13 protein-coding genes and 1 pseudogene are annotated in these 22,703 nt (G+C 42.6%); 6 read left to right on the forward strand and 8 right to left on the reverse strand.

Annotated features, from left to right (window positions below):
• Positions 1-281: 281 nt before the first annotated feature.
• A pseudogene (locus ELQ35_RS03655) lies at positions 282-887 on the reverse strand (DNA alkylation repair protein); the annotation flags it as partial.
• Between the two features lie 333 nt (positions 888-1,220).
• On the opposite strand from ELQ35_RS03655, the gene ELQ35_RS03660 reads away from it, so the two are divergent.
• The gene (locus ELQ35_RS03660) at positions 1,221-2,954 is read left to right on the forward strand and encodes a phospho-sugar mutase (RefSeq protein ID WP_126863478.1); all 1,734 of its coding nucleotides are present in this window, start codon (positions 1,221-1,223) and stop codon (positions 2,952-2,954) included.
• A 53-nt stretch (positions 2,955-3,007) separates the two neighbouring features.
• On the opposite strand, the gene ELQ35_RS03665 is transcribed toward ELQ35_RS03660, so the two are convergent.
• A complete protein-coding gene (locus tag ELQ35_RS03665) occupies positions 3,008-4,435 on the reverse strand; it encodes a PAS domain S-box protein (protein WP_246025958.1) in 1,428 nt (475 codons plus the stop codon).
• 274 nt (positions 4,436-4,709) lie between these two features.
• The gene (locus ELQ35_RS03670; RefSeq protein ID WP_126863480.1) at positions 4,710-6,722 is read right to left on the reverse strand and encodes a penicillin-binding transpeptidase domain-containing protein; all 2,013 of its coding nucleotides are present in this window, start codon (positions 6,720-6,722) and stop codon (positions 4,710-4,712) included.
• Positions 6,723-7,011: 289 nt separating this feature from the next.
• On the opposite strand from ELQ35_RS03670, the gene ELQ35_RS03675 reads away from it, so the two are divergent.
• Positions 7,012-8,487 carry a methyl-accepting chemotaxis protein gene (locus tag ELQ35_RS03675; RefSeq protein WP_126863481.1) on the forward strand — a complete coding sequence of 492 codons (1,476 nt, stop codon included), beginning with the start codon at positions 7,012-7,014 and terminating at the stop codon, positions 8,485-8,487.
• Positions 8,488-8,949: 462 nt separating this feature from the next.
• Here ELQ35_RS03675 and ELQ35_RS03680 read toward each other — a convergent pair whose 3' ends face one another.
• The 3 genes from ELQ35_RS03680 to ELQ35_RS23400 all read right to left on the reverse strand — a co-directional run bounded on the left by ELQ35_RS03680 (position 8,950) and on the right by ELQ35_RS23400 (position 11,522).
• A complete protein-coding gene (locus ELQ35_RS03680; RefSeq protein ID WP_126863482.1) occupies positions 8,950-10,407 on the reverse strand; it encodes a magnesium transporter CorA family protein in 1,458 nt (485 codons plus the stop codon).
• A 424-nt stretch (positions 10,408-10,831) separates the two neighbouring features.
• Positions 10,832-11,143, reverse strand: a complete 312-nt coding sequence (locus ELQ35_RS03685; protein WP_126863483.1) for a hypothetical protein — start codon at positions 11,141-11,143, stop codon at positions 10,832-10,834.
• Positions 11,144-11,393: 250 nt separating this feature from the next.
• On the reverse strand, positions 11,394-11,522 hold the full coding sequence (locus ELQ35_RS23400; protein WP_281278098.1) for a hypothetical protein: 129 nt from the start codon (positions 11,520-11,522) through the stop codon (positions 11,394-11,396).
• 197 nt (positions 11,523-11,719) lie between these two features.
• On the opposite strand from ELQ35_RS23400, the gene ELQ35_RS03690 reads away from it, so the two are divergent.
• The 3 genes from ELQ35_RS03690 to ELQ35_RS03700 all read left to right on the forward strand — a co-directional run bounded on the left by ELQ35_RS03690 (position 11,720) and on the right by ELQ35_RS03700 (position 17,441).
• Positions 11,720-12,607: a helix-turn-helix domain-containing protein gene (locus tag ELQ35_RS03690; RefSeq protein ID WP_126863484.1), complete on the forward strand. Its 888-nt coding sequence runs from the start codon at positions 11,720-11,722 to the stop codon at positions 12,605-12,607.
• A 264-nt stretch (positions 12,608-12,871) separates the two neighbouring features.
• Complete coding sequence (locus ELQ35_RS03695; RefSeq protein ID WP_126863485.1) at positions 12,872-14,488, forward strand: SWIM zinc finger family protein; 1,617 nt, start codon at positions 12,872-12,874, stop codon at positions 14,486-14,488.
• Positions 14,478-17,441, forward strand: a complete 2,964-nt coding sequence (locus ELQ35_RS03700; protein ID WP_246025959.1) for a DEAD/DEAH box helicase — start codon at positions 14,478-14,480, stop codon at positions 17,439-17,441. The genes ELQ35_RS03695 and ELQ35_RS03700 overlap by 11 nt, the downstream gene beginning before the upstream one ends.
• Positions 17,442-17,527: 86 nt before the next feature.
• Here ELQ35_RS03700 and ELQ35_RS03705 read toward each other — a convergent pair whose 3' ends face one another.
• Positions 17,528-18,004 (reverse strand): hypothetical protein, encoded by a 477-nt coding sequence (locus ELQ35_RS03705; RefSeq protein ID WP_126863486.1) that lies wholly within the window; start codon positions 18,002-18,004, stop codon positions 17,528-17,530.
• Between the two features lie 335 nt (positions 18,005-18,339).
• Here ELQ35_RS03705 and ELQ35_RS03710 point away from each other — a divergent pair, with 335 nt between their 5' ends.
• The gene (locus tag ELQ35_RS03710) at positions 18,340-18,738 is read left to right on the forward strand and encodes a helix-turn-helix domain-containing protein (protein ID WP_185861649.1); all 399 of its coding nucleotides are present in this window, start codon (positions 18,340-18,342) and stop codon (positions 18,736-18,738) included.
• Between the two features lie 162 nt (positions 18,739-18,900).
• On the opposite strand, the gene ELQ35_RS03715 is transcribed toward ELQ35_RS03710, so the two are convergent.
• Positions 18,901-22,653: a S8 family serine peptidase gene (locus tag ELQ35_RS03715; RefSeq protein ID WP_246025968.1), complete on the reverse strand. Its 3,753-nt coding sequence runs from the start codon at positions 22,651-22,653 to the stop codon at positions 18,901-18,903.
• Positions 22,654-22,703 lie beyond the last annotated feature (50 nt).

Genomic DNA, 22,703 nt, shown 5'->3' on the forward strand with positions numbered 1-22,703 from the left:
CTTCAAGGGGGTTCCAGCTTTACTCCTATCTTTCGCTTAATTTAGAGCCTGTTTCGCTCGATTCCCAGTTTTTTCGCTTGAATCCCTATCGTTTTCGCTCGATTATCTGTTTTTTCGCTTGATTCCAGGATTTTTTCGCTTAATGTCTACATCTGTTTCAAATAAGGTTCCAGCTAACGTCCCTCCCTTCGCTTGATTCCCAATTTTCCCGCCTAAATCAGCTTACAACCCTATTGTTTCCACTCGTATTTTGGCTTCTGTCCCTGTTGTTGCGCAAATCGTTACAAATATTTACTGCCTTCCCTCACACTCAACCTAGCAAGCGGGTTGCTAGCGATAAATTCCCTCACTGATTCCGGGTTTGTTTTCGAGTATTCCCGCAATGACCAGCCGATTGACTTTTGGATGAAAAATTCCTTGCTGTCAGCATTCCGTAAAATGTACTTATAAAGGAGGTTTTCATCTGTGCTTTCCTTATACTTCAACTGAAACAGAATCGATGTCCGGCGGAGCCAGAGATTATCGCAAACACTCCAGTCTTCTATTTCCTCAATGATCACTTCGGGGTGGTCTTCCGCAATTTTACCAACTGGCTTCGAGGCCAGCATATCGACTGTATCCCACCAAGATTTGGTTATTATTAATTCCTTCATTAAGAAAAGATCTTTCTTTTGCAGTTTTTTGAGGGACCTTTCTAGATAATCCAGTGCAACATATTGATACTCCCTTTCCCTCTTCTTCCAGAGCATTGTGACAAATCCCGGCTGAAAATCTTTCTTTAAAATACCGCTCTCCAGGAAAAACTCTTTCGTTAACTCTTTTCTTAGCGGTGACTTGATGCCAAGAAACAGAAATAAGTCTTTCATGTATTTCTGCATTGGCTCTGCTTGGTCTTTATTTCAATGACTTTCAAATTTTCTTTTTAAAAGTTCGATATGCATTCAATCTCACTCCTGTTGAATTGGACTGTTTCATTTTTTATACCAATGAGAAGAAAGTACATAAAAACAGGAACCAGAACATCAATCGCCGGTCCCTTGTTTCATAGTATTATAATTTAACAGTCGTTGCTATCTGATTCCGTTTCTTCTTCTGCTGGAATTCCACTTTTCTCATATTCTATCTCCCTAAAAAAATGATATAATCAAAATTATCTATAGCCTATACTCAAAAGGCTGACTTAACTAAAATGATGTTCAGACTAAGGAGGGGTTTATTGTATGCATTGGAAAGATGTGTATCGTTCATGGAGTGACTATAAAGATATGGATGAGGAACTTGCATCTGCCTTGAAACAGATGAGCAACGATGAAAATAAAATCGAGGATGCCTTTTATAAAAACTTGGAATTCGGAACAGGCGGTATGCGCGGAGAGCTGGGAGCCGGAACAAATCGGATAAATATTTATACGATCCGAAAAGCTACAGCTGGTCTTGCAGGATACGTTGACTCATTTGGAGCAGAGGCAAAGCAGCGCGGGGTCGTTATTGCCTTTGATTCCAGGCATAAATCGGCGCAATTTGCTATGGAGGCTGCCAAGACCCTAGCTACAAACGGCATTAAAGCTTATCTGTTTGATGAGCTTCGTCCGACGCCGGAGCTATCATTTGCTGTACGTGAATTGCATGCATTCGCCGGTATTGTCATTACCGCCAGCCATAACCCTGCTGAATATAACGGATTTAAGGTATACGGGAAGGATGGAGCACAGCTTGGTCCAGAAGCAGCCGACGTTGTCATTAGTTTTGTAAACAAGATTGATGACGAACTGCAGATTCAGGTCAATGATGAAGACACTTTAAAACAAAATGGATTGATCACAATAATTGGTAAAGAAATAGATGCAGCCTATAATAATAGATTGCTCACGCTCCCTCTTAATCCATCTCTGCCAAATGAAACCGAAGTATCAATCGTCTTTACTCCCCTTCATGGTTCGGGTAATAAACCTGTACGTCGGGCGCTTAGTGATTTAGGTTACCGTAATGTCCATATCGTCAAAGAGCAAGAACAACCAGATCCGGACTTTTCGACTGTTGCCTCTCCCAACCCTGAAGAGCGTGCTGCATTTGAAATGGCCATCAATTTGGGCCGCCAGGCAGGGGCTGATTTACTGCTGGCAACCGACCCCGACGCAGACCGTTTAGGGATTGCTGTTAAAAATAATACCGGGGATTACATTCTTCTTACCGGAAATCAGACGGGGGCCTTACTTTTAGAGTATTTGTTATCCCAACAGCAAGAACAAGGGAAACTTCCTTCTAACGGGGCCGTTCTAAAAACAATCGTAACCTCTGAAATAGGCCGGGCGATCTCGGAATCTTACGGCTTGCAAACGATAGATGTTTTAACGGGATTTAAATATATCGCTGAAAAAATAAACAGCTTTAACGAAACGGGCGAGCATAGCTTCCTTTTCGGCTATGAAGAAAGCTATGGCTATCTGATCAAAGATTTCGCTCGGGATAAGGATGCCATCCAGGCCGCCATTCTAGCGGCAGAGGTTTGTGCATACTACAAAAAGAAAGGTAAGACTATGTATGAGGGCTTACTCGAAGTTTTCGCCAAATACGGGTTCTATCTAGAAGGTCTGCAATCCCTGACACTAAAAGGGATTGAGGGATCAAGAAAAATCACTGGCATCCTCAATGAAATGAGGGAAAATCCCCCTCAGCAAATTGCTTCACAAAAGATTATCACAATTGAAGATTATAATACTCGTATCCGTCACGATCTTGTCTCAAATACTGAAGGACAAATTACATTGCCTGCCTCCAATGTGCTTAAATACTTTCTTGAAGATGACACCTGGGTATGCCTGCGCCCATCTGGAACAGAACCGAAGATTAAATTCTATTTTGGTGTCCGGGGCAGCTCAATGGCAGAGGCGGAAAAAAAACTTGCAGCAGCCATCGACGATTTTATGAAGCATATAAATCAGCTGATCGGATAATTAAAAAAGCCCCTCTGATCCGTTTTATCGTTGCGGTACAGGGGGGTGATGTGCTATTTTTCATATAAAGGAAGGAGAATTATTAAAGTTGTACCTTCATTTTCTTTACTTTTTATATGCAGGTTGCCGCCATGGTTTTTTATAATCCTGTTACATATCATTAATCCTAAGCCAGTTCCTTTTTCTTTTGTACTAAAAAAAGGCTCCCCAATCTTGGATAACCGCTCTTCAGGAATTCCAACCCCTTCATCTTGAACTCGTATTAATGCGAAATTTCTGTCCTTTTTAACACTGACTATGATTTGTCCTCCTTCCGGCATTGCCTCAATTGAATTCTTTAGTACATTAATAATCACCTGTTTTATTTTATCAATTTCGCAGCTTATAATAAGTTCTGACTGGTCATGTTTTACATCAATTGTAATATTAGAAATCAAAGCTTCAGAGTTAAGGAGAACGACAACACTTTTTACGACGTTTATGAGATTTACCTGTTGTAAATTATTTGATTCCGGTTTTGCTAACACCAATAAGTCATTAACAATTCCTTCTATCCTTTCCAGTTCATTTAGAATAACTTCACCATAATGGCTGGACTTATCCTCCGTTAGAAATTGAGCAAAACCTTTTATCGCTGTTAAAGGGTTGCGTATTTCATGTGCGATACTAGCAGCCAACTGGCCTACTATAGATAACTTTTCTGCATTTTGCAATTGTTCTTCCGTTTTCTTTTGCCCTGTAATGTCCTTAATGATGATCTGAAAAATCTTTCTGTTTTTGAAAACAGTGGGGATTAGCTGAATTTCCACTTTTCTCATATCCCCATCACTTCGGGTCAAGTTTTTTTCAAAATTGATACTTTGTTTGGCATTGAGAAAGTTTCTCAAAACAGTATGATCAGAGGGGGAGATATAATCATATAAGGACGTCCCCACTATTTCGTTGCTGCTTGTAAATCCTAAAAGTTTCTTCCCTTCATCATTAATATACGTCCATACCCCTTTTTCAGTCATCATCCCGATCGTGTCTTTCGAGAACTCCACTAATAAACGATATTTCTCTTGCGTCTCCAGTATTTCTTCCTCTGTTGTCATTTGCTCCGTAATATCCCGGGATATGCATATCATTTGTTGTCCATTATTGATGCTGGAACAATTCATTTCCAGCCAAATATAATCCCCTTCTTTTCTTCTAAAACGGAATCTGATTCTCTCATCGCCACTTTGTGCATATTGCTCAAACCTCTTCTTCAATTTCTCTTTATCAATGGGATGACAGAATGTAAAAAGGCTGGTTTTATGTAATTCATGCTGGGAATATCCAAGCATTGAAGTAGTCGAGGGAGAAACGTATGTAAAAATACCATTTTTATTATGTATTGAAATTAAATCTTTAGAATAGTTGAGAGCCAAGTGAAGATTTGTATCTTCGTTTTCGTCAAGAAATACGTCTAAAGAGTTGTCGTTACCAGTGAAGAGCACTAGCTTATTCCTCCCTTGTCCCCTATTTACGCCTCTACTCATTTCCATTATTATACTTAATCTCATTGGTTTTCAAAAGGGAAAAGACCTATTTATTTGAAAACTGAGCGTTTACTCATAAAGTTTGCAACCCCAAGTAACGGTACGATGAAGAAAGCAATAAGCACCAATTCACAAATAAAACCCAAACACAATTTAAAAGACACATTTCTTGTAGAATGAAAGGAAAAGCAATCCATTCAAAGAAAAGTGTCTTCTATAACAAACTACTATTTTATTTCTTAAGATAATTCTTCAACACCGGCTCCATTTTTTTCACTACATAAGGAGAGCCGCCTTTTCCCTTGATGTCTTCCATCATCCACGCCATCAAGAGGCGGGGATTTTCCGTGTTATAAGCTACAAACCAGCCGTTTTCGACCCCATTTTCATCTTTCGTTTTTTTCAATTCTGCTGTCCCCGTCTTGCCGGCAAGCGGGATCCCGAGCTTGCTTGCGGAGTGCGGTGTTCCATTTGGATCCGAGACAACCCGCGTGAGCATGTTTGTGATCTGTTTGGCATGGTCAGCAGATACAGCATTTTCCTTCCATACTTTCTTCTCCGTTTTGTCGCCGATAATTAACGACGGGGCAAGCACGTTTCCTTCGTTCAGGAAAGCTGTGTAAGCAGCGGCTGCGTGCAGGGTGCTCATTTGCGTCTGACCCTGTCCGTAGCCGCTGTCGGCGAGTCTTCCTTCGCTCTCAATCGTACCAATATTAGAAGGAGTGATTGGATAATCGAACGGGATCTTTTCTTCATAGCCGAAAGCCTTCAGACCGTTCGAGAATTTTTCGGTTCCCAGCTCGAGCGCTCTCTGCGCAAAGTAAATATTGTCGGAGTAAATGAGCGCCTCGGCCATACCAATCGGTTTGCCAGGATCCTGTACCCTTGTGATGGAGTGATCTTTCCAGTTTTTCTTGCTCCATTGCTTTCCGGAGATGTCCATTGTCTTCTTCGGGTCTATCCCGTTTTTCAAAGCTATCGCAGCTGTCAATGGCTTCATTGTTGACCCCGGTGCGTAAACAGAACTGAAACGATTCAGCAGCGGTTTTTTCGGGTCGTTTTCAAGTGCTTTTCGTTCCTCGCCCGAGAGGCCGAGGACGAATTTATTCGGATCAAAGGACGGGCTGCTTACAAGTGCAAGTGTTTCTCCAGTAAGCGGGTGGATGGCTGCAGCCGTTCCGCTGTCTTTCTTATATTGGGCAAAAACATTTTTCTGCAGCTCGGCGTCAATCGTCAGCATGATTGTATCGCCTTCTTTGGCCGGTATTTCAGCCACAACCGTATCTCGGCCACTTTCTCCTTTGATGAAGATCTTAGTTCCTGATTGCCCTTTCAGGCGTTCCTCTAGCACCTGCTCAAGGCCGCGCTTTCCGATTACATCGCTGGCACTGTAGCCTTTGCCTTTTAGCTTTTTCAACTCTTCCGCGGATACTGGTCCGATGTATCCAATCAGGTGGGCTGCTGCTTCTTTATAAGGGTATACACGTTCTTCAATGTCCTGGACCGCTACAGAAGGAATTGCTCCAAGCTTTTCAGTCAACGCAGCTTGAGCTGGATCCACCTTTTTAATCGGAACGCTCATATTGGGCTGTACCCAAGGCTGATTGAGCTTCTTTTCTATTTCTTCTTGGGACATATTTAGTAGTTTGCCAAGCTGCGAGAGTATCGCAGCTTCATTTCCTGACATTTGTTCGGGCACAAGCGAAACCTCGGCAACACTGCCGTTCATTGCCAGGCCGCGTTCGAAACGGTCCACGATTTCACCGCGGATCGCGGGCTCGGTTGTGATACCGATTTTATCGTTTTCCTTCATTCCGGCAAATATGTAGCCAGGGTTCCATTGGACGTACCAGTTTGTTTTATCATCTCGCTCTTCTTTTACGAGCTTCGCCTTCTGGTCGAAACTGACGGATCCAGCCATTGTATCCATTTTAACCGAGAACGGCAGGCTCACATCCTTTGCGTCATTGTGATCTTTAGGCTCCTCCGGTTTTTTATAGGTCACCTTCAGGTTATTGACCTCGACATCGTTATAGATTTTTTTATAGCGTTCCGTGAAGTCCTTTTTACTCAGTTTTTTCTTTACATCGGCTGACAAGTAACCATACATTTGATCGAACTTTTGTTCATTCCAGAGCTTCGTATAGGCAGCAAGCCGATCCTCCGGTGCTGGTTCTTTCTCACACCCGGCCAGCAGAAGTACACCAGCTAGCAAAATACTAAAAACCAAAATCAGTTTCTTCATACTTCCTCCCTCTCTTTTTCCCTATTATTTTACCAAAATGAATGGATAAGAGTTGTATATAGGCAAAAAACCGCCATTCCCAAAAAATTATCGCGGTACGTGGTTCCTTTTTCCATTATATACAACCATCGAAAAAAATGAAAAGCATGTTGACCTAAAAAGAGGTGATAATGTCCTATTTCTTAAATGATAAAGTTGAGTTTTCGCTCCCAGATCCATCCTCGATGTGCTATTATTGGTAAATAGGACAGTTCTTATGAACTACTAAATCATAAAAGGGGAATTACTCATGCCTGCCACTACTTATGAAAAATTAAGTTCGAAGATTCTTAGCTACATCTTAATGGGATTGCTCATTACCTGCGTTCCCCTCGTTCTGATTCTTGCCTTCATCCATATGGTGACAATGAAACAGGCTGTTACATTATGCATCATTATTCCGTTTCTGGTCGCCGGGATTTATTTCATTTACCGCAAGACACATCTATCAAAAAACGGGAAACAATACCTATCAACGGCTACCTTTTTTATGTGTTTTATTTTCATGTGGTTTGTCCCAACCTATGAAATTTGGGTTGTCAGTATTCTTTGTCTGATTCTCTGTTTAGCCTATCTGGATTCAAAAGTGATCGTGCTGGTAACTGGCTTTGCACTTTTGGTGCATACTGTTCACGTGTTATTTAACCCCTATTTCCAGATGACAAGCTTGATCGACTATATCGTGACATACATCGTCATTACAATGATCGGGATTGTTTCGTATGGTGTAACCATGCTTGGCAAAAAAATGCTGCAGGAAGTAACGGAAAAGGAACAGCAGGTGAAAAACCTGCTGCAGGATGTTTCCAAGTCCGTCGAAGTAATCGATGAATTTGGGAAAAGACTAACAGCAAACATTAATCAGACTAACGGAATATCGCAGCAAATTTCAGCAGGATATTTTGAGATTACCCGCGGGGTCGCAGCTCAAGCAAGCGCCATTTCCGAGATCAACGAAAAAATGTTTGGTTCAAATGAATCCGTTCTCGCCGTAACAAAGCATGCTGGACATATGAAGGATCTGTCCATTTCTACCGTAGACCTTACAGACCAGGGAAATGAAAAACTTAAGAATTTGCAGCTGGCCATGAACAGTGTCAATCACATTCAGCAAGAGACGATGAATGTCATGAGTGACCTGCAGGAACATACAGCAAATATCAGCAGAATTGTTGCTGCGATTGAAGAAATTGCCAATCACACAAACCTGTTATCGCTCAATGCCTCCATTGAAGCAGCCCGTGCCGGTGAGCATGGAAAAAGCTTTGCTGTCGTGGCAGGTGAAATCCGCAAGCTTTCTTCAAATGCAGGCGCAGCGGCCCAGAGCATTGGTGAAATTCTAAAAAATATCGAGGAAAAGGCGCAGGCTGTATCGGTTCAGCTGGAGAGAGGGAAGGAAGCAATCGGTTATAGCAGCAAAGATGTACAAGGCTCTGGCGCATTGTTTACTGAGATAACCGATAATATGACCGCCCTCATGTCAAAAGCAGCCGAAGTTGAAAATATGCTGCAACAGGTTGAGCGAAATTCGATTGACACTTCAGCTGAAATATCCAATATTTCAAGCATAACCGAAGAATCCAGTGCCTCATTGGAGCAGATGACGGTTGCACTTGACAGCCAAAGAGAGCGAATTGAAGCGATTGCGGAGCATTTTGGTGATCTGGAAGGGAAAGTCGTCTCCCTTCACTCGCTGGCGAATTCCGGCTCAGCAATAGCAGAATAAATAAAACCTAACTCATAGCAAGAGCAAGGAGCAGATATGCATCCTTGCTTTTTTGTTGTTACTAGTGAATGACCACAATCAATCATTTTCTATTTTTCATAGATTACTAATGAGCAGTTTTTCTAAAGAATTTTAATGATGTGGAGGTGAATATATACTGTTTTATCCACCAAATCGAAGACAAAGACCATTCAATAGAAGATCCTCTGGACGGCCCGCCAATTTTATGCCACGCCCGCAGCCGAGAAAAAGTCAGTCTCCCTCTTCAAACAAGGGATTTGATCTTTCAGGAAATGCAAACAAAATCATGTCGCATGTAGGCACTGTACAGAAAGGGATCAATATGGCAAGACAAGTCGGCTCCATATTATCTATGTTTAAGTAATCATGGCCTTTAATATGGAAATTTCATACAAGCCCTTTCCCTAAGAAAACCCTGAGCGCAATCCCCAGGGTTTTCTTTTATATAATCTTCTTTTTTTGGTTTCGATGCTCCTTGATCCAGTTCCGCAGTGCTACAAATCCTAAAATGGACGAAATAAGAATGCCGGAAAGGGCAACAAATAAGGAGATATATTCAAAAAAACTGTAATCAGGAATTTTGGACCAGCGGGTTTTCCCCTTCCAATCTTCAATCACCAGGTTCATTCCGTAAATTCCGGATACCACGGTATAGATGGTCAAAATTTGCAGCAAATAGTTATTCCGGTTCGCCGACATATTATCCTGATTCTGATATAGGCTTGACAGTGTTTTTTTGACATCCTCATAAAGCCGGTCGATTTCAAACACTTCCTTGATGATCTTGAAAATCTCTTTTCCGGAGGTTGAGCTGTTTACTTCCGGGAATAGATATTTCGATGAGAATACCGTAATCATCATGATTAACTGCTCTGTATCAGACTGATCTTTATCAATATCGATCTTTGAGTGCTCGTGCGTCAGCTTCAACAGGACAATTTTATAGTAGAAAAAAAGCAGCAGACCATAATAATGCTGGCCGTACATCTGGTTTGCGAGCAGCTCTTCCAGCTCGCCGGATGCCTTCGTCACACAGGCAAAGTTATACTCGCTTGTGACATAATACGTCTCGTCCCCCCAGCGGTCATAGACGTTTTTTTTGTAATAACGATCGATGTAATCAGGATTCAGCGCTCCGGCGAATGGCTTGCCATCACGGTCATAGCCATTCAGCTGCCCTGCACGGTACAGATCGGTTTTTGTAATCGTGCTGTTTTCAGGAACGGAGATATGGCTAACGACATACATCCGCTCATCGATAAAGAACGGCAGACTTCCAAAATAGGAGGAATCTGCTTTCTGCTGGTCAATGAAATCCTTCATAATCGGCGCCAATGCTGAAAAGATAAAATCTTTTACTTTGGTGTAGGAACCCTTTTCGCAGCTAATTTTGGTGTTTTCCTCTTCCTGAACAATCGGTTCCATTACACGAAAGGTATCGGCAAAGTAGAGGACATCTGTATAGTCGAGCCCCTCAGGCAGGGTCACTCGTATATTCATCATCCCAATATTGAAAGGGCAAAATAGAATATCAAACGAGTTGATTGTAAAATCTGTCGTTAAATGCGGCGATTGAAAAGCTGCCGTCAAATCCATACTTTTTGTGAAACGGCGGAAGCCTTCAATCGATCTTGGGCTGCCCGGGAATAAAATCGGTTCGATATTCGGCAGAAAATATTGTTCAAGCGTCCTGTGATTAATCTGCGAGCCCCCGTAAAAGGCATCTTCCTGTTCCATATTCTTTAGATCGAAGAAAACAAAGTTGTCATCTAAAAGCCGATGTGCAAACTCCTTTGTCTTTTTATTCTCCAGCATAAAAGGAAAAATGAACTGCAGCATCGACCGTTTTGTTTTCAAGCCGTGTGTTAAATTTCTGTTTTCTTCTTGAAAATTAGTCATGCTTCCATTCCTCCGCAACCAAGTACTGCGCCCCAGCTTCATGTAATCATTATAAATGGTACCCTACTTACGAACTTTTCAAACAAAGTCTATCAGGTCGAAAAAAATCCCACAGGCATATGTCCCGCCTGTGGGCCATCGGGAACACACCTACCAATGTGTCCGCCAATTTCGGTACTAGATACTGAGGATTTTGTTATAACGAAATGACTTTCTCTTTCCGATATAACATAAGCTTAGTTCTATTTAACCATAAATTATGCTTTGCATAAAACATTTGAATCCGGCATATTTCTTGAAAAGGGCCGCTTAATCCCTATTTTACTAAAATTATAGGTCTATGTCATATCAAAATATAACTATAGGAATATTTTTGTCTTCCGTATGATAAAGTGAACCTTCCATCAGTGGAGGTTTTTTGTATTCAATTCATGAGATTGTCGAGGTGCATTGTCTGAGTGATGCACTTCTTAATGCCAATAACATTCAAAAACTCTTTTATTTTCTTAAGTGAGACATCTTGATATTCTTTCACAATCGAAAACTCTTTGACGAAGGCGATTTTTTCCTTATTCAAGCTGTTGCCGCCTTGCAGCGTCACCGGATTTTTTTCCTCACATGTATAGACGACTGCTTCGCCAACCTCCCCTACTGCAGCATCAAAATAGAAGGAAAACACAATGGCACATTCTTTATCAAAAAAAGAGGGCTGGACCTTCATGTTAACATCGACCATTTATTAACACCTCTTTCCAATTGTTATTTACACTATAACAAAATAGAGAAAGAATCAAATTCCTGATTACAGTCTGAAAACAGGCGAAAAGCGGACTTTTCCATCTAATTATCACGAAAATCACCAAAAATATAACTATAGGAATATACCCCTGGAATTATTGAAACAGAAAGAAATATACCTCTATTGCTAGAAGTATATAAAGGTTGAAGTATTTGAGTTAATGATAAAGGGTATAGTGAAGTAAGTCTTAGAATAAAGTTGGTAATTCCGTTGTTCCAACATTTCCAAATAAGGTTGGTAATTCTGTTGTTCCAATTAATGCAAATCCGGAAATTAGAAAAAAAGCGACTATAAATCCAGATAATCTCTTTTTCATAGGTAAATCCTCCTTTCTTTTGAAAAAATATTGGATTTAATAGAAATAAATTCTATATTTATATTTAACCATAACCTACCTATACGTTAATCTCTAGCTATAGACGTCTGCGTTTATTTACAAAGGGATTAATCAACTTTTTCTTTGCTTTTAAACAAAAATTATAACTATAGGAATATTTTTTGAGGGGAATTTGTATGGATTTTTCCTTAATAGGACAAAAAATTAAAGAACTTCGTAAGCAAGCAGGCCTTTCTCAGGGTGAACTAGCGAAGGGAATATGTACACAGGCACAGATTAGCAAAATAGAAAGAGGTGACGTGTATCCGTACGCTTCCACTCTTTATCTGATTTCGCAACGTCTCGGTGTAGACGTTAACTATTTCTTTGATCTTGGCATGACACCTCGGCTTGATTATGTCCAGGAAGTAAAGAACCAACTTACGATAGCTCGTTGGAATATGAATTACACAGAAATGGAAGAAATCGTTGAGACGGAAGAAAATAATCCACTTTTTAAGCAAAATAAACGTAATTACCAACTGTTGCTCTGGCATAAAGGAATATATGAATATACGATATATAAAAAAGCCCAAAAAGCGATGGATACCCTTAAGGGAGCGATTTTATTAACCCAGTCGACGGATAAGATTTATTCCGAACGGGAAATAGAGATTCTACTTAGTATCGGTTCCATTTACTTTGAGGAAAAGATGTATAAAAAAGCTTTTGTTACATATAAAACGTGCAATGATTACTTGTCGATGCTACCTTATCTTACTGAAGGCACTGTAAAAACACATATTTACTACAATATGGCCCGTGCTTTAACAAGGTCAAACCAGTACAGAGAGTCTAACACTTTCTGCGAAGAAGCAATAAAATGGTGCATTCATAAAAGTAGTCTTTATCTATTGGGCGAGTTGCATTATCATATCGGCTATAATTTCGAGCTAACCAGCGATTTTTCATCCGCTAAAGAGTATATGGAAAAAGCGAAGATGATATTTGAACTCCAAAATGAAAAACGCTATATTCCTTTCATCGAGAAAAAACTCAAGAAGTGGGGTTACAAAACAAAATAAGTAGTGAATAATGATAACCATCTCCTTCTAAAGGGATGGTTTTTTTATTTTCCCTAACGAGATGTACTTGTTTTTACAAAACCCCGGCGTGCTATTCAAATTTACCGGCTAAATGAAGTATAATAATAAGATGGAAAAAATTCTGCCAGGGTGATCCCCTGTTATAAATATCGTGAAGCATCCATCAGGGGGGTTGTCCCCCACTGATGAATAACCTAAAGATGAGTATATGTTCATGGTTTTTCTGGCTTTGGGAGGTTAATTATGAGTAATGAGTTGATATTTTTTTCCGAACAGCTAAATAAGATGTTAGATCCAAACGTTAAAGAGGAACTGGAGAGCGTTCAAAAAGGGCTGATGCTGTATCGGCAGGAGCTTGTATACCAGAAGCATGAAACAGAAAAAAGGATTACGGCTACTGTCCAGGATGTCGTTCCTGTACAGGTCGAGCTGGATCTGCTGGCGGTTGCCTTTAGCACCTGCGGGTGTAAAGAAGATTTTTTCTGCCGCCATCGGATGGCCGTGTTTTTTTCCTCCTATGCCGACGTCGCCAGTGTAATCGAGTGGGTTCAAAACTGGAGAAAAAAAAGACCGGTCGTTGAAACACCGCCGCCAATCATGCTTGCAAATGACCTTTTAAAAGCGAAGACAAATACTGTCCTGGAGAAAGACTATTCTGCCTGGAAGACATTTTTCACTTCTGCCTATGAGGAAGTTATTGAAGCTAACCTTCATCTTCCTCCCTACTTAGTTAATGAAAAAATCAGGTTGTATCTGCAAAAAGTCAGATCGAAATCGCCTCTGGAAAGAGAATGGAAAAACCTATATTCATTTGTAGCGGACTTTACGAGCCTGCTGCTTACTATGAGGATGATAAGGGAAGACAAGATGAAATCGGAGGTTATCCGGTTCTTTCATTCGCTGGCAAACGATCTTGCCGAAGAACTTCATACGTCGGTGCAGCATCTGAGCAGACAGGCCCGTCCCTTTGCTTTTGACCCTTTTTTGGAAGGCATTCGTGAAGATGTAACGGACCTGCTGGATGGGATGGACGTGCTTAAATACGAAAAGATTGATGTCTATCGAGCCATCTGGAGTTTCTTGTTGACCAATCCCGTTTGGAGACGGCATGAACTTGAACGAGTCCAGGAAAAACTGGCCTCTGCAACACTGCAGCCCGCTGAGGAATCATCATACCAGATTGCTGATATCCACCTGTTGATCCTGACCAATCATGATGGAGAAGCAGCAGCCCTTCTCAACCGCCTGGATATCAATGTCATTCCTTATTTGTTTTATTGGCTGAAAATGTTTTCAGACCATGATATGGATAATCGAGCCGCTCCGTACATCGATTTCCTGAATCGCAAAGTCCGCAGCTTTCTAAAGGATCTTTCTAGCTATTACCAGGCTTCTGACTTTGTGAGAACCTTTTCGGGTCCGGTAGGCAGATACTGCTATAAGATGAACCGGATGGATGTGCTGGAAAGGTTCTACCGTGAATGCATGCCCTACAGCTACTGGAATTATGCCAACTTCCTGTTCGAGCAGGAGCAGTACAAGAAATGGGTGGAGATGCATATTTATACCGATATCAGCATCGATGTCATTGGCACGGAAAATCTCAAAAGAGTAGCCGCTCAGGATCCAGCTTTGGTGCTGCCGCTGTACTATCATGCTGTCCAGCAGACGATAAGCCTAAAAAACCGTTCAGCCTATAAACAGGCAGTACGTTATTTAAAGAAGATGCGGACCCTGTATAAAAAAATGAAAAAAGAAGACGTATTCCTCGAATACATGAAGTACGTTACGGAATCGACAAAACGATTGCGCGCTTTTCAAGAAGAATTGCAAAGGGGCAAGCTAATCGATGCAAAATAAAGGAAAACTCAAGGTCAACACGACTGCATTAGAGAACGGAACATATGCCATTGCCGTCTCTGATGAGGATAACCAATATATGAACCCGCAGTCCATCGGCAAGCTGCTCTTTACCTGGGATGAAGCAAGTTTTTATGGGACCCGGTTCGTGACGGACACCCTCGATGGCGTTCCCGTATTCGTTCTTGATGCCTGGGGGCTGCTTAACTTGTTTGCGGCAGAAGGCTTTAATTCTTTCATTGATTGGGAATGGTCTGAATTATCTTCACTTTGTTTATCGGCAGCGCCCATCCTCCATGAAATGATTAGTAGCGGAGTCCAGGTGCCTGATTTTGAAAGCTTACAGCAAGGACGCGTCGCCTGGAGGCTTCCTGCCGAAGTCGAAGATGAATTTTCTCCTTCCTTTTGGGAAGAAATGATTCAATCGACCGAAAACGGCGATGAAGATGTAACCGTTCGATCATTTATCGGTGATTGGTATAACAGTGCTGCCAATGTGTTTCTTGAACGCTATTCTCCGATGAAGGAAAATTGGCAGAATGCTGTCAATGCACTGAGAGAAACCAGACTATCTCCAGAGGAACTGCAGGCCTTTTTCGACCGTGACAGCTGGCTTTCCTGGCTCGGGATAAAAAAAGATGCCAGGCCGTTTACGATTGGGCTCAGGTTATCGGAACCTGTCGACGGAGAAGGACCTTGGAAACTCGAAGTTATCCTTCGTTCAAAGAAAGATGAAACAGAAATTGTCACACTTCCTGAAAAAAGGCTGCCGCGCGGTTGGAATAAACATGCAGGCGAGATAGAGAAAATGATGCAGCGATGGCTGACTGTCGTTCCATGGCTTGCGGAAAACAACTCTTTCAAAGAGGAGCTCTCTGAATTTGAAGCGTGGGAATTTTTGACCGAGGCCAGCGAGAAGCTAATGTTTCTCGGTGCTGAAATCCTATTGCCTTCATGGTGGCTGGCACTCCGGGAATCCTCGATGAAAATCAAGGCAAAAGTGAAAAGCCAGTCTACTCGCGGCCAATCCTATGTCGGCCTGCAGGCACTGATGGACTTTGACTGGAGGTTTTCCATCAACGGCGAGGAGCTTTCTGAGGATGATTTCCAGAAGCTTGTCGAGGATAAACGAAGGCTTGTGTATATCCGCGGCCAGTGGGTAAAGCTTGACCCAACATTTATCAAGCAGATTCAAGAGTTGATGGAGGAGGCCAATAAAAAAGGACTGCAGTTGAACGATCTGCTGCATCAGGAATTCATCGGTGAAATCGATGAGGATGACGAGGCCGATGAAGGCAAAGACATGCTGAAAGTTCAGTTTGAACTGAACCGGGATTTGAAGAGAATGATCGCCCGACTTCGCGAAACAAGGGATATTCCGATTCTGGAAACGCCGGCATCCCTTCAAGGAGAATTGCGTCCTTATCAGTCACTCGGTATGAGCTGGCTTCTGTTCCTGCGAGAAAACGGTTTTGGCGCCTGTCTCGCCGATGATATGGGGCTTGGGAAGACGGTGCAGATGATTGCCTACTTGCTGTATGTAAAGGCGCAGGAAAAGCCTGGGGCTTTCCAAGCTATAGACCATGTGATTGTCGGAGAAGAAGACGACCGCGGCACGCCTCTGCCATATGACAAAGACAGCAGCAGCGAAACCATTTCCGGTGATGGTTCCGCTCAACCGGCTGTAGGGGCTTCACTCATCGTCTGCCCGACTTCCGTACTCGGGAACTGGCAACGCGAGCTCGAACGGTTTGCACCCGATTTGAAGGTTCACCTTCACTACGGTCCGAACCGCAACAAGGGGGAAAAACTTGCGAATCTTGTGACAGATTATGATGTTGTGCTTACGTCATATGGCCTGACCTATCAGGATGAGGATCTGCTAATGTCAATACACTGGAACAGCGTCATTTTGGACGAAGCGCAGAATATCAAGAACGCTCAAACGAAACAGTCTCGGGCCGTCCGCAAGCTAAAAGGCAGGCATCACGTAGCACTGACCGGTACACCAATGGAAAACCGTCTAAGTGAATTATGGGCGATCTTTGATTTCATTAACAAAGGGTATCTCGGCACGCTTGGGAAGTTCCAGGAAAAATACGTGACGACGATTGAACGTGAAGAACAAAAAGGGAAAATCAAAGAGCTGCAAAGCTTGATACAGCCGTTCCTGCTTAGAAGAACGAAGCGGGACAAAGAGGTTGCCTTGAACCTGCCTGATAAACAGGAGCAAAAAGAGTTTGTCCCGTTGACGGCTGAGCAAGCGTCGCTATACGAACAGCTGATCAAAGACACCTTTGCTAACATCGAACAGCTGTCTGCGTTTGAACGGAGAGGCATCATCCTGCAGATGCTCGGAAAATTAAAGCAGCTTTGCAATCATCCAGCCCTTTATTTAAAAGAAGGTTCCTCCGATATCCGCGAGGCGCCGAAACGCTCCGGGAAACTCGAGAAGCTGGCTGAGCTCGTGGATGCGGTGCGGGAGCAGAATGAAAGCTGTCTCATATTCACCCAGTATATCGGCATGGGCAATATGATGAAGGAGCTCCTCGAACAGCGTTACGGGATAACGGTTCCTTTCTTGAACGGAAGTGCCGGAAAAAAACAGCGCGATGACATGATTGCAAAATTTCAGAATGATGAATTCCCGATTTTTATCCTATCCTTGAAAGCAGGCGGAACAGGTCTAAACCTGACTGCTGCGAACCATGTGATTCACTTCGACCGCTGGTGGAACCCCGCTGTCGAAAATCAGGCGACCGACCGCGCCTACCGGATTGGCCAGAAACGGTTTGTTCACGTTCACAAGCTAATTTGCACTGGTACGCTCGAAGAAAAAATCGACGCAATGCTTGATAAAAAGCAAGCATTGAACGACGAAATCATCTCAAGCGATAATTGGATTACCGAGCTCTCTACAGATGAAATCAAGGAATTGGTTGCCCTTCACTAGAAAAGAGCAAGCGCCTAGATAGCAGTACTCATTGAAAAAGTTATCCTTTTATTTCTTTTAAAAAAGTGCGAGTTATTGCAAAAGGATCACCGTTTTGGCTCTCGTTTTACCCGGGCAGCCAGATAACGGTGGTTTTTTTCCTTTACAGGAACTTTTGATTTCTGCGGAAAAACGGTAAAGAAAGAGAATGTGTTTCCTTTGATCACTCCAAAATTCTGCAATACATCAAAAAGATTATCCGCATTGGCAGTATAGTTGCCTGCTTCTTCTTGAATGGTGATTTTGTCCCGGCTTGAGGCAAAATTGATTGTGATTACTTCTGAGGTGGAGGATGGATTTAACGTAAAGCTTATATCTTCGCTGAGGGAATATTCTTGGTAGGCTGGCTTAGTAAAAGACAGGGCGGAAACTTCTATATTCTGTGTATACTGAAGAATGTCATGGAAGGAAATTTGCGACAGACTAGCATACCCGGTACTCTTATCTTCCGTGCTTATAATAATGCGCGGTTTTTCTTTTTGCATCCTTCCCTTGGATATTGCTTTCAAATAATAACGTTTCATGTCTTCCTCCTTTTTCAATCTAGGAGTATATCCCTATATTTTTGGCTTACTTTATTTTACAAAACCCCTTTCCTTTCCTGTAAGTGTTTTTTTTGGAAACCTTGTAGTTTTTACGAAACTTGTCATGTTTTCATTTTTCCCCTTTTCCCAAATGTTCTCTATAAAAGCTTATATAATCATAATTAATTCACTTTTTGAACGAAAAAAAATAGTTTTACGCCATTCATAATGTGCTAAATAAGATCACTATAAAATGTTCTCAATCATTGCATTGCCTCTTTTTTTCTTCATGTAGTTGTACGTTTAAGTAAATGAGAGAAAACGAGGAATTCGTGATGGCCCTACCAAATACATTAAAAAAGCTGCGTATCCAGAAGAACTGGACACAAGATTATGTCGGCAATAAACTGAACATCAGCCGGACAACGATCAGCAAATTTGAAACCGGGAGGCAGGTTCCGGCGATTGAAGTGCTGATGAGATACGCAGAGCTTTTTCGAATCGAAGCAGATTATTTAATTTCGGAGTTGACTCTCCCCGGCCAAAGCATGGAGAAAAAGACCCCCTATTTAGTGAAGGGAAAAGATGATGACTTTCATCTTTTACAGGATTTATTCAGAAAGAATCCCAAGCTGAAAAAACTTCTTTTGGAAATAGATAAGCATCCGCCCAAAGAGCAGCAACGAATCACTGATTTTCTTGAAACGTTCATCAAGGGGCTGAAAAAAAGATGAGAATGCCTCCTGCCAAACACCGGTTGGAACCAGGTCAGGCATAAGCACAGATTATGATGCTATTATGTAAAGACATCGTCCAACGTTATAGTTTCATATATAGTCGCTCCGTTCCAAAAAGGCAGCCTCCGAGTTGACGGAAGCTGCCTATTATTTCATGTGTTATTTTCTACTTTTTCTCTCTTTCGTGATTGTCACTTCTTTTGTTGTTTTATGGCCGCCGAGGTCCGTTACTTCAAACAGGAATGTATTTTTTCCAGGCAGCAGCGGCAATTCAAGATCTTTGATTGTTTTCTTGAATCCTCTCATCGCGAAAGGTTCTTTGAATTCGTTATAGAATACTTCGTTTCCATTCAAGTAAAATCGGATGTCATCAAAGTTATCAGCAAGAGTGACATCGACCAGCGGATTGGCTCCCTTTGCAGGAACTGTATTTTTCTTAGGAAGCCCTGTAACAGTTAATGTTGGGCCCTTTCCATCAACCATGAATGTACGCTTGAATGAAATGCTGTTTCCGGCGGTATCTGTCGCTTTTACGATAAAAGTTTGGACACCGTCTGCAAAGTTTTTCGTTAGCGAGAATTCATAGCGCTTTTTTTCGGCATTGTAAGCAGCCGTTACAGTCTTGCCATCGATCGTGAATTCCCGCAGGCCTGATGGCTCTTCAATATAGCCGTTGATTGTGATGTTGTTTGCGCTTGAAACGCTTAAGGCTTCCGGGCTTTCAAGATAAACGGAAGGAACTGTTTTGTCTTCTTCCGGCGTATCGGCGTTCAAGTCATATTCCGCTGATTTTTTATTGCCTGCAAAATCTACAGCAATTACTTGAACTTTTTGTCCTGTGGTATCAGGAAGTGTATATTCCTTCGTTGTCGGGGCAAGCGGGCTTTCGATTACCGATTTGCCGTCGATTTGCACATCATAATAAGCAAGTCCCGACCCGTTTGCATTGTCTGAGCCAGTAAGCGCCAATACTTTGCCTTTTTTGGCGAATTTCACGCTAGGTACTGTTGTATCCAGCTTTACAGGAATTTTGAAGGTTTGCCATTCAGCACCCTCGTAATCGACCATCGCTTTGATCTGATAGAAATACTGTCCGTCTTTTGCCAGGGCATTGTTTAGTTTTCCATCCCATTTGCGTGCAGGCTGGAGTGAATATTTTGCACTTTTTCCGCCGTCAAAGTAGTTTTTTGTGACATTGTTTTCGGTGCGCAGTTTGCGGAGCTCTTTCCAGCTTGAGTCCACGACACTGTATTCCACTTTTTTCGCGTTTCTCAGGAATGATGGCAACGGAATGAAATCATCCTGAGTTCCATCCCCATTTGGCGAGAATGCAATCCAATCCTTATTCGTTTGCGTTCCGGTAACCGGATCGACTCCTAAGTAAGCGAAATCTTCACCTTCTGTAGATAAAGCACCAGCCGCTCCGTAGAAGGAAGAATTGTCATAAATCGTTCCGTCGAGGATAGGCGCCTTGTCCCATTTCCCTTTAAAACCGACATACGGCACATGCAGCTCAGGATTCGTATCACTTGGATCCTTCAATGTTATATACCCTTCGACAAAGTAGCCGTTCGGGAAGACAGTGTCGACAGCCGCCGGTGTTTTTAGGTCATCTGCCAGCACTTTTGCATTGGAGAGGTCGACAGTCACTTCAAATGTGACAGAACCTTTTGCAGGTACTGTAATAATAGTAGAATCAGAGCCTTTTACTTTAATAGAAGCGTCAAGAATTTTCTGGGCTTCCAGTATGTTTGCGCTGTAGCCAAGCCGTCCTTTGGTCGCAAAATCAGTTTGTATATTGCCTTTTACATCATAGTCTACAGCCTGGTCACTGAAGTTCTGCGCTTTCAATGAAAATGCGAACGTATTGCCTACTTCCTTTAAGGCAACCTTCGCTTCGTTCTTAAATGCCTCCGTCACCACTACTGGTGTTTTCAATGCAGAGTGAAGCTGCACCACACCTGATCCCTGGCGTCTCGGAGAATATGGCAGGTCCCACTTGTTCGCATTATTGGCGGTACCCTTATCAATTAAAGGCTTCGATGTATTCATCATGATATTTTTCGCAAGGTTTACACGGTTAAAGCCGGTTAAACCAAAATCTTTATCGACTCTTTGCAGAACAAGCGCCGAACCGCCGGAGACATGCGGAGCGGCCATCGATGTGCCACTCATCATCCCGTATTGGTCATCGTTCAAAGTAGAGTAGATTTGTCCGCCTGGTGCCGTGATCTCCGGTTTAAAATCAAGGTTTGGAGTAAGGCCCCATGAACTGAAGGCGCTCATTTTGCCCGCTTCCGGGTTAGCGACTTTCGCTTTTTCTCCATCATTAAACGAAACAGTTACCGGTTTACCTGCAGAAACAGCCTGCTGCAGTCTGTCACCATCAGACTTTAGCATCGATAGCTGTGGAATCGTGATGCTTGGCTCTGTCGCCATGGAAAAGATTCCATCGGCATTATTATAAATGATGACCCCGATCGCACCGGCAGCCTGGGCATTCTTCGTCTTATCGACAAAGGTAAGCGTGCCGCGCTTAATCAATGCGAACTTACCCTTTACATTTGCATTTGTAAGCTCCTCAGGCATACCGAGGCCTGCGTATGCAATTTCATATGGTTTCTTGTCAAGGTCTTTAGGATGAACGCTGCTTGCGGACATAAACGGAGCTTTGCCTGCTGTCCCATCGATATTATAATCAAGCGCCTCCAAATCTAAGAAACTATTTTCAAGGGATGCTACCTGGACGGAATCATAGGAAAGTCCAGGTGCACCAGAAACGCCTATATCCGGGTTCGTTGCAAATGGATTAGCTGCACCGTTCCCGAAGTGGGCAGAGTTCCCTGCAGAAATGGACATTACGATGCCATTATCTACTGCACGGGAAACTGCCTGCTGCTCCGGATCATTAGCGCTGACGAATCCAGCAGTTGAACCCAAGCTCATATTAAGGACATCCGCGCCAAGAGTGATGGCTTCATCAATTGCTTTTACATAAATATCCCCCCAAGTGGAAGGCATGTTCGGATCGTTCCCAAATACCTTCAGTGCCAGAAGCTGAGCTTCAGGGGCAACCCCTTTGATGCCTTTGCTTTTGTTTGCTTCATCACCGTTAGCACCTACTGTACCGGCAACGTGCATGCCATGCATGGATGCACCAGGTCCTAAATCGCGGATTTCTTCGTTATCGTCCATATAGTTGTAGCCATATGGAACTTTTTCCGTGTAAAATTTACCGCGGAGGTTGTTTGCCGTTTTTAAATCGGCAACCATCCCCTGTGTTAATTCATCATTTGTATCTCCACCAAGCACCATGTCACGATGCGTGGGATCGATGCCTGTGTCGATGATTCCGACAATCATCCCTTCCCCCTTATAGCCGTAATCGCGCCAGGCTTCCTGAGCTTGTACAAGTTCTTTGCTGTAAATCATCTCCGGCTTTTCTTCAGGACGCTCATATTCATTAACGACGTGGACGGCTGCCACTTCAGGAATTGCTTCGAAGCTTTTGATGTCTCCGAAGGCAATCTTGGCACTGAAGCCGTTGACCACAGTCGTGAAGTTTTCCAACTCTTTGAATGTAATATTCTTCTGTTTTGCTTTATCTTTAACCTTTTTATGGCTGGTGAGCTTTTCTGCCTTCAGCTCTTTTTTCTTGCTGTTCGGCAAGTCCTTGAACCTTTTCTTCTGTTTTTGCGCATAGGATATCGCTGGATCTTCCTTTAACTCTACAAGAACACGGACTTGGTCATTGCTGTCATATTTCTTGTCCAAAGACTGCTTCTTCAATTTTGTTAGACTTTGCTGACTTTTCTTGCCTCCGCTGCCCTTCTGCGAATCGAGCGGTGCTGCTGAGATAGCTGCGGTAAAGGTAAGTAGAAAGATACATAGAATGGCCAGGCTGCGTTTCATTAACAAAACTCATTTCCCCCTCTAACAATTCAGAATATTCCTGTTTAGAA

The sequence above is a fragment of the Peribacillus cavernae genome, assembly GCF_003989135.1.
Lineage (GTDB): Bacteria > Bacillota > Bacilli > Bacillales > DSM-1321 > Peribacillus > Peribacillus cavernae.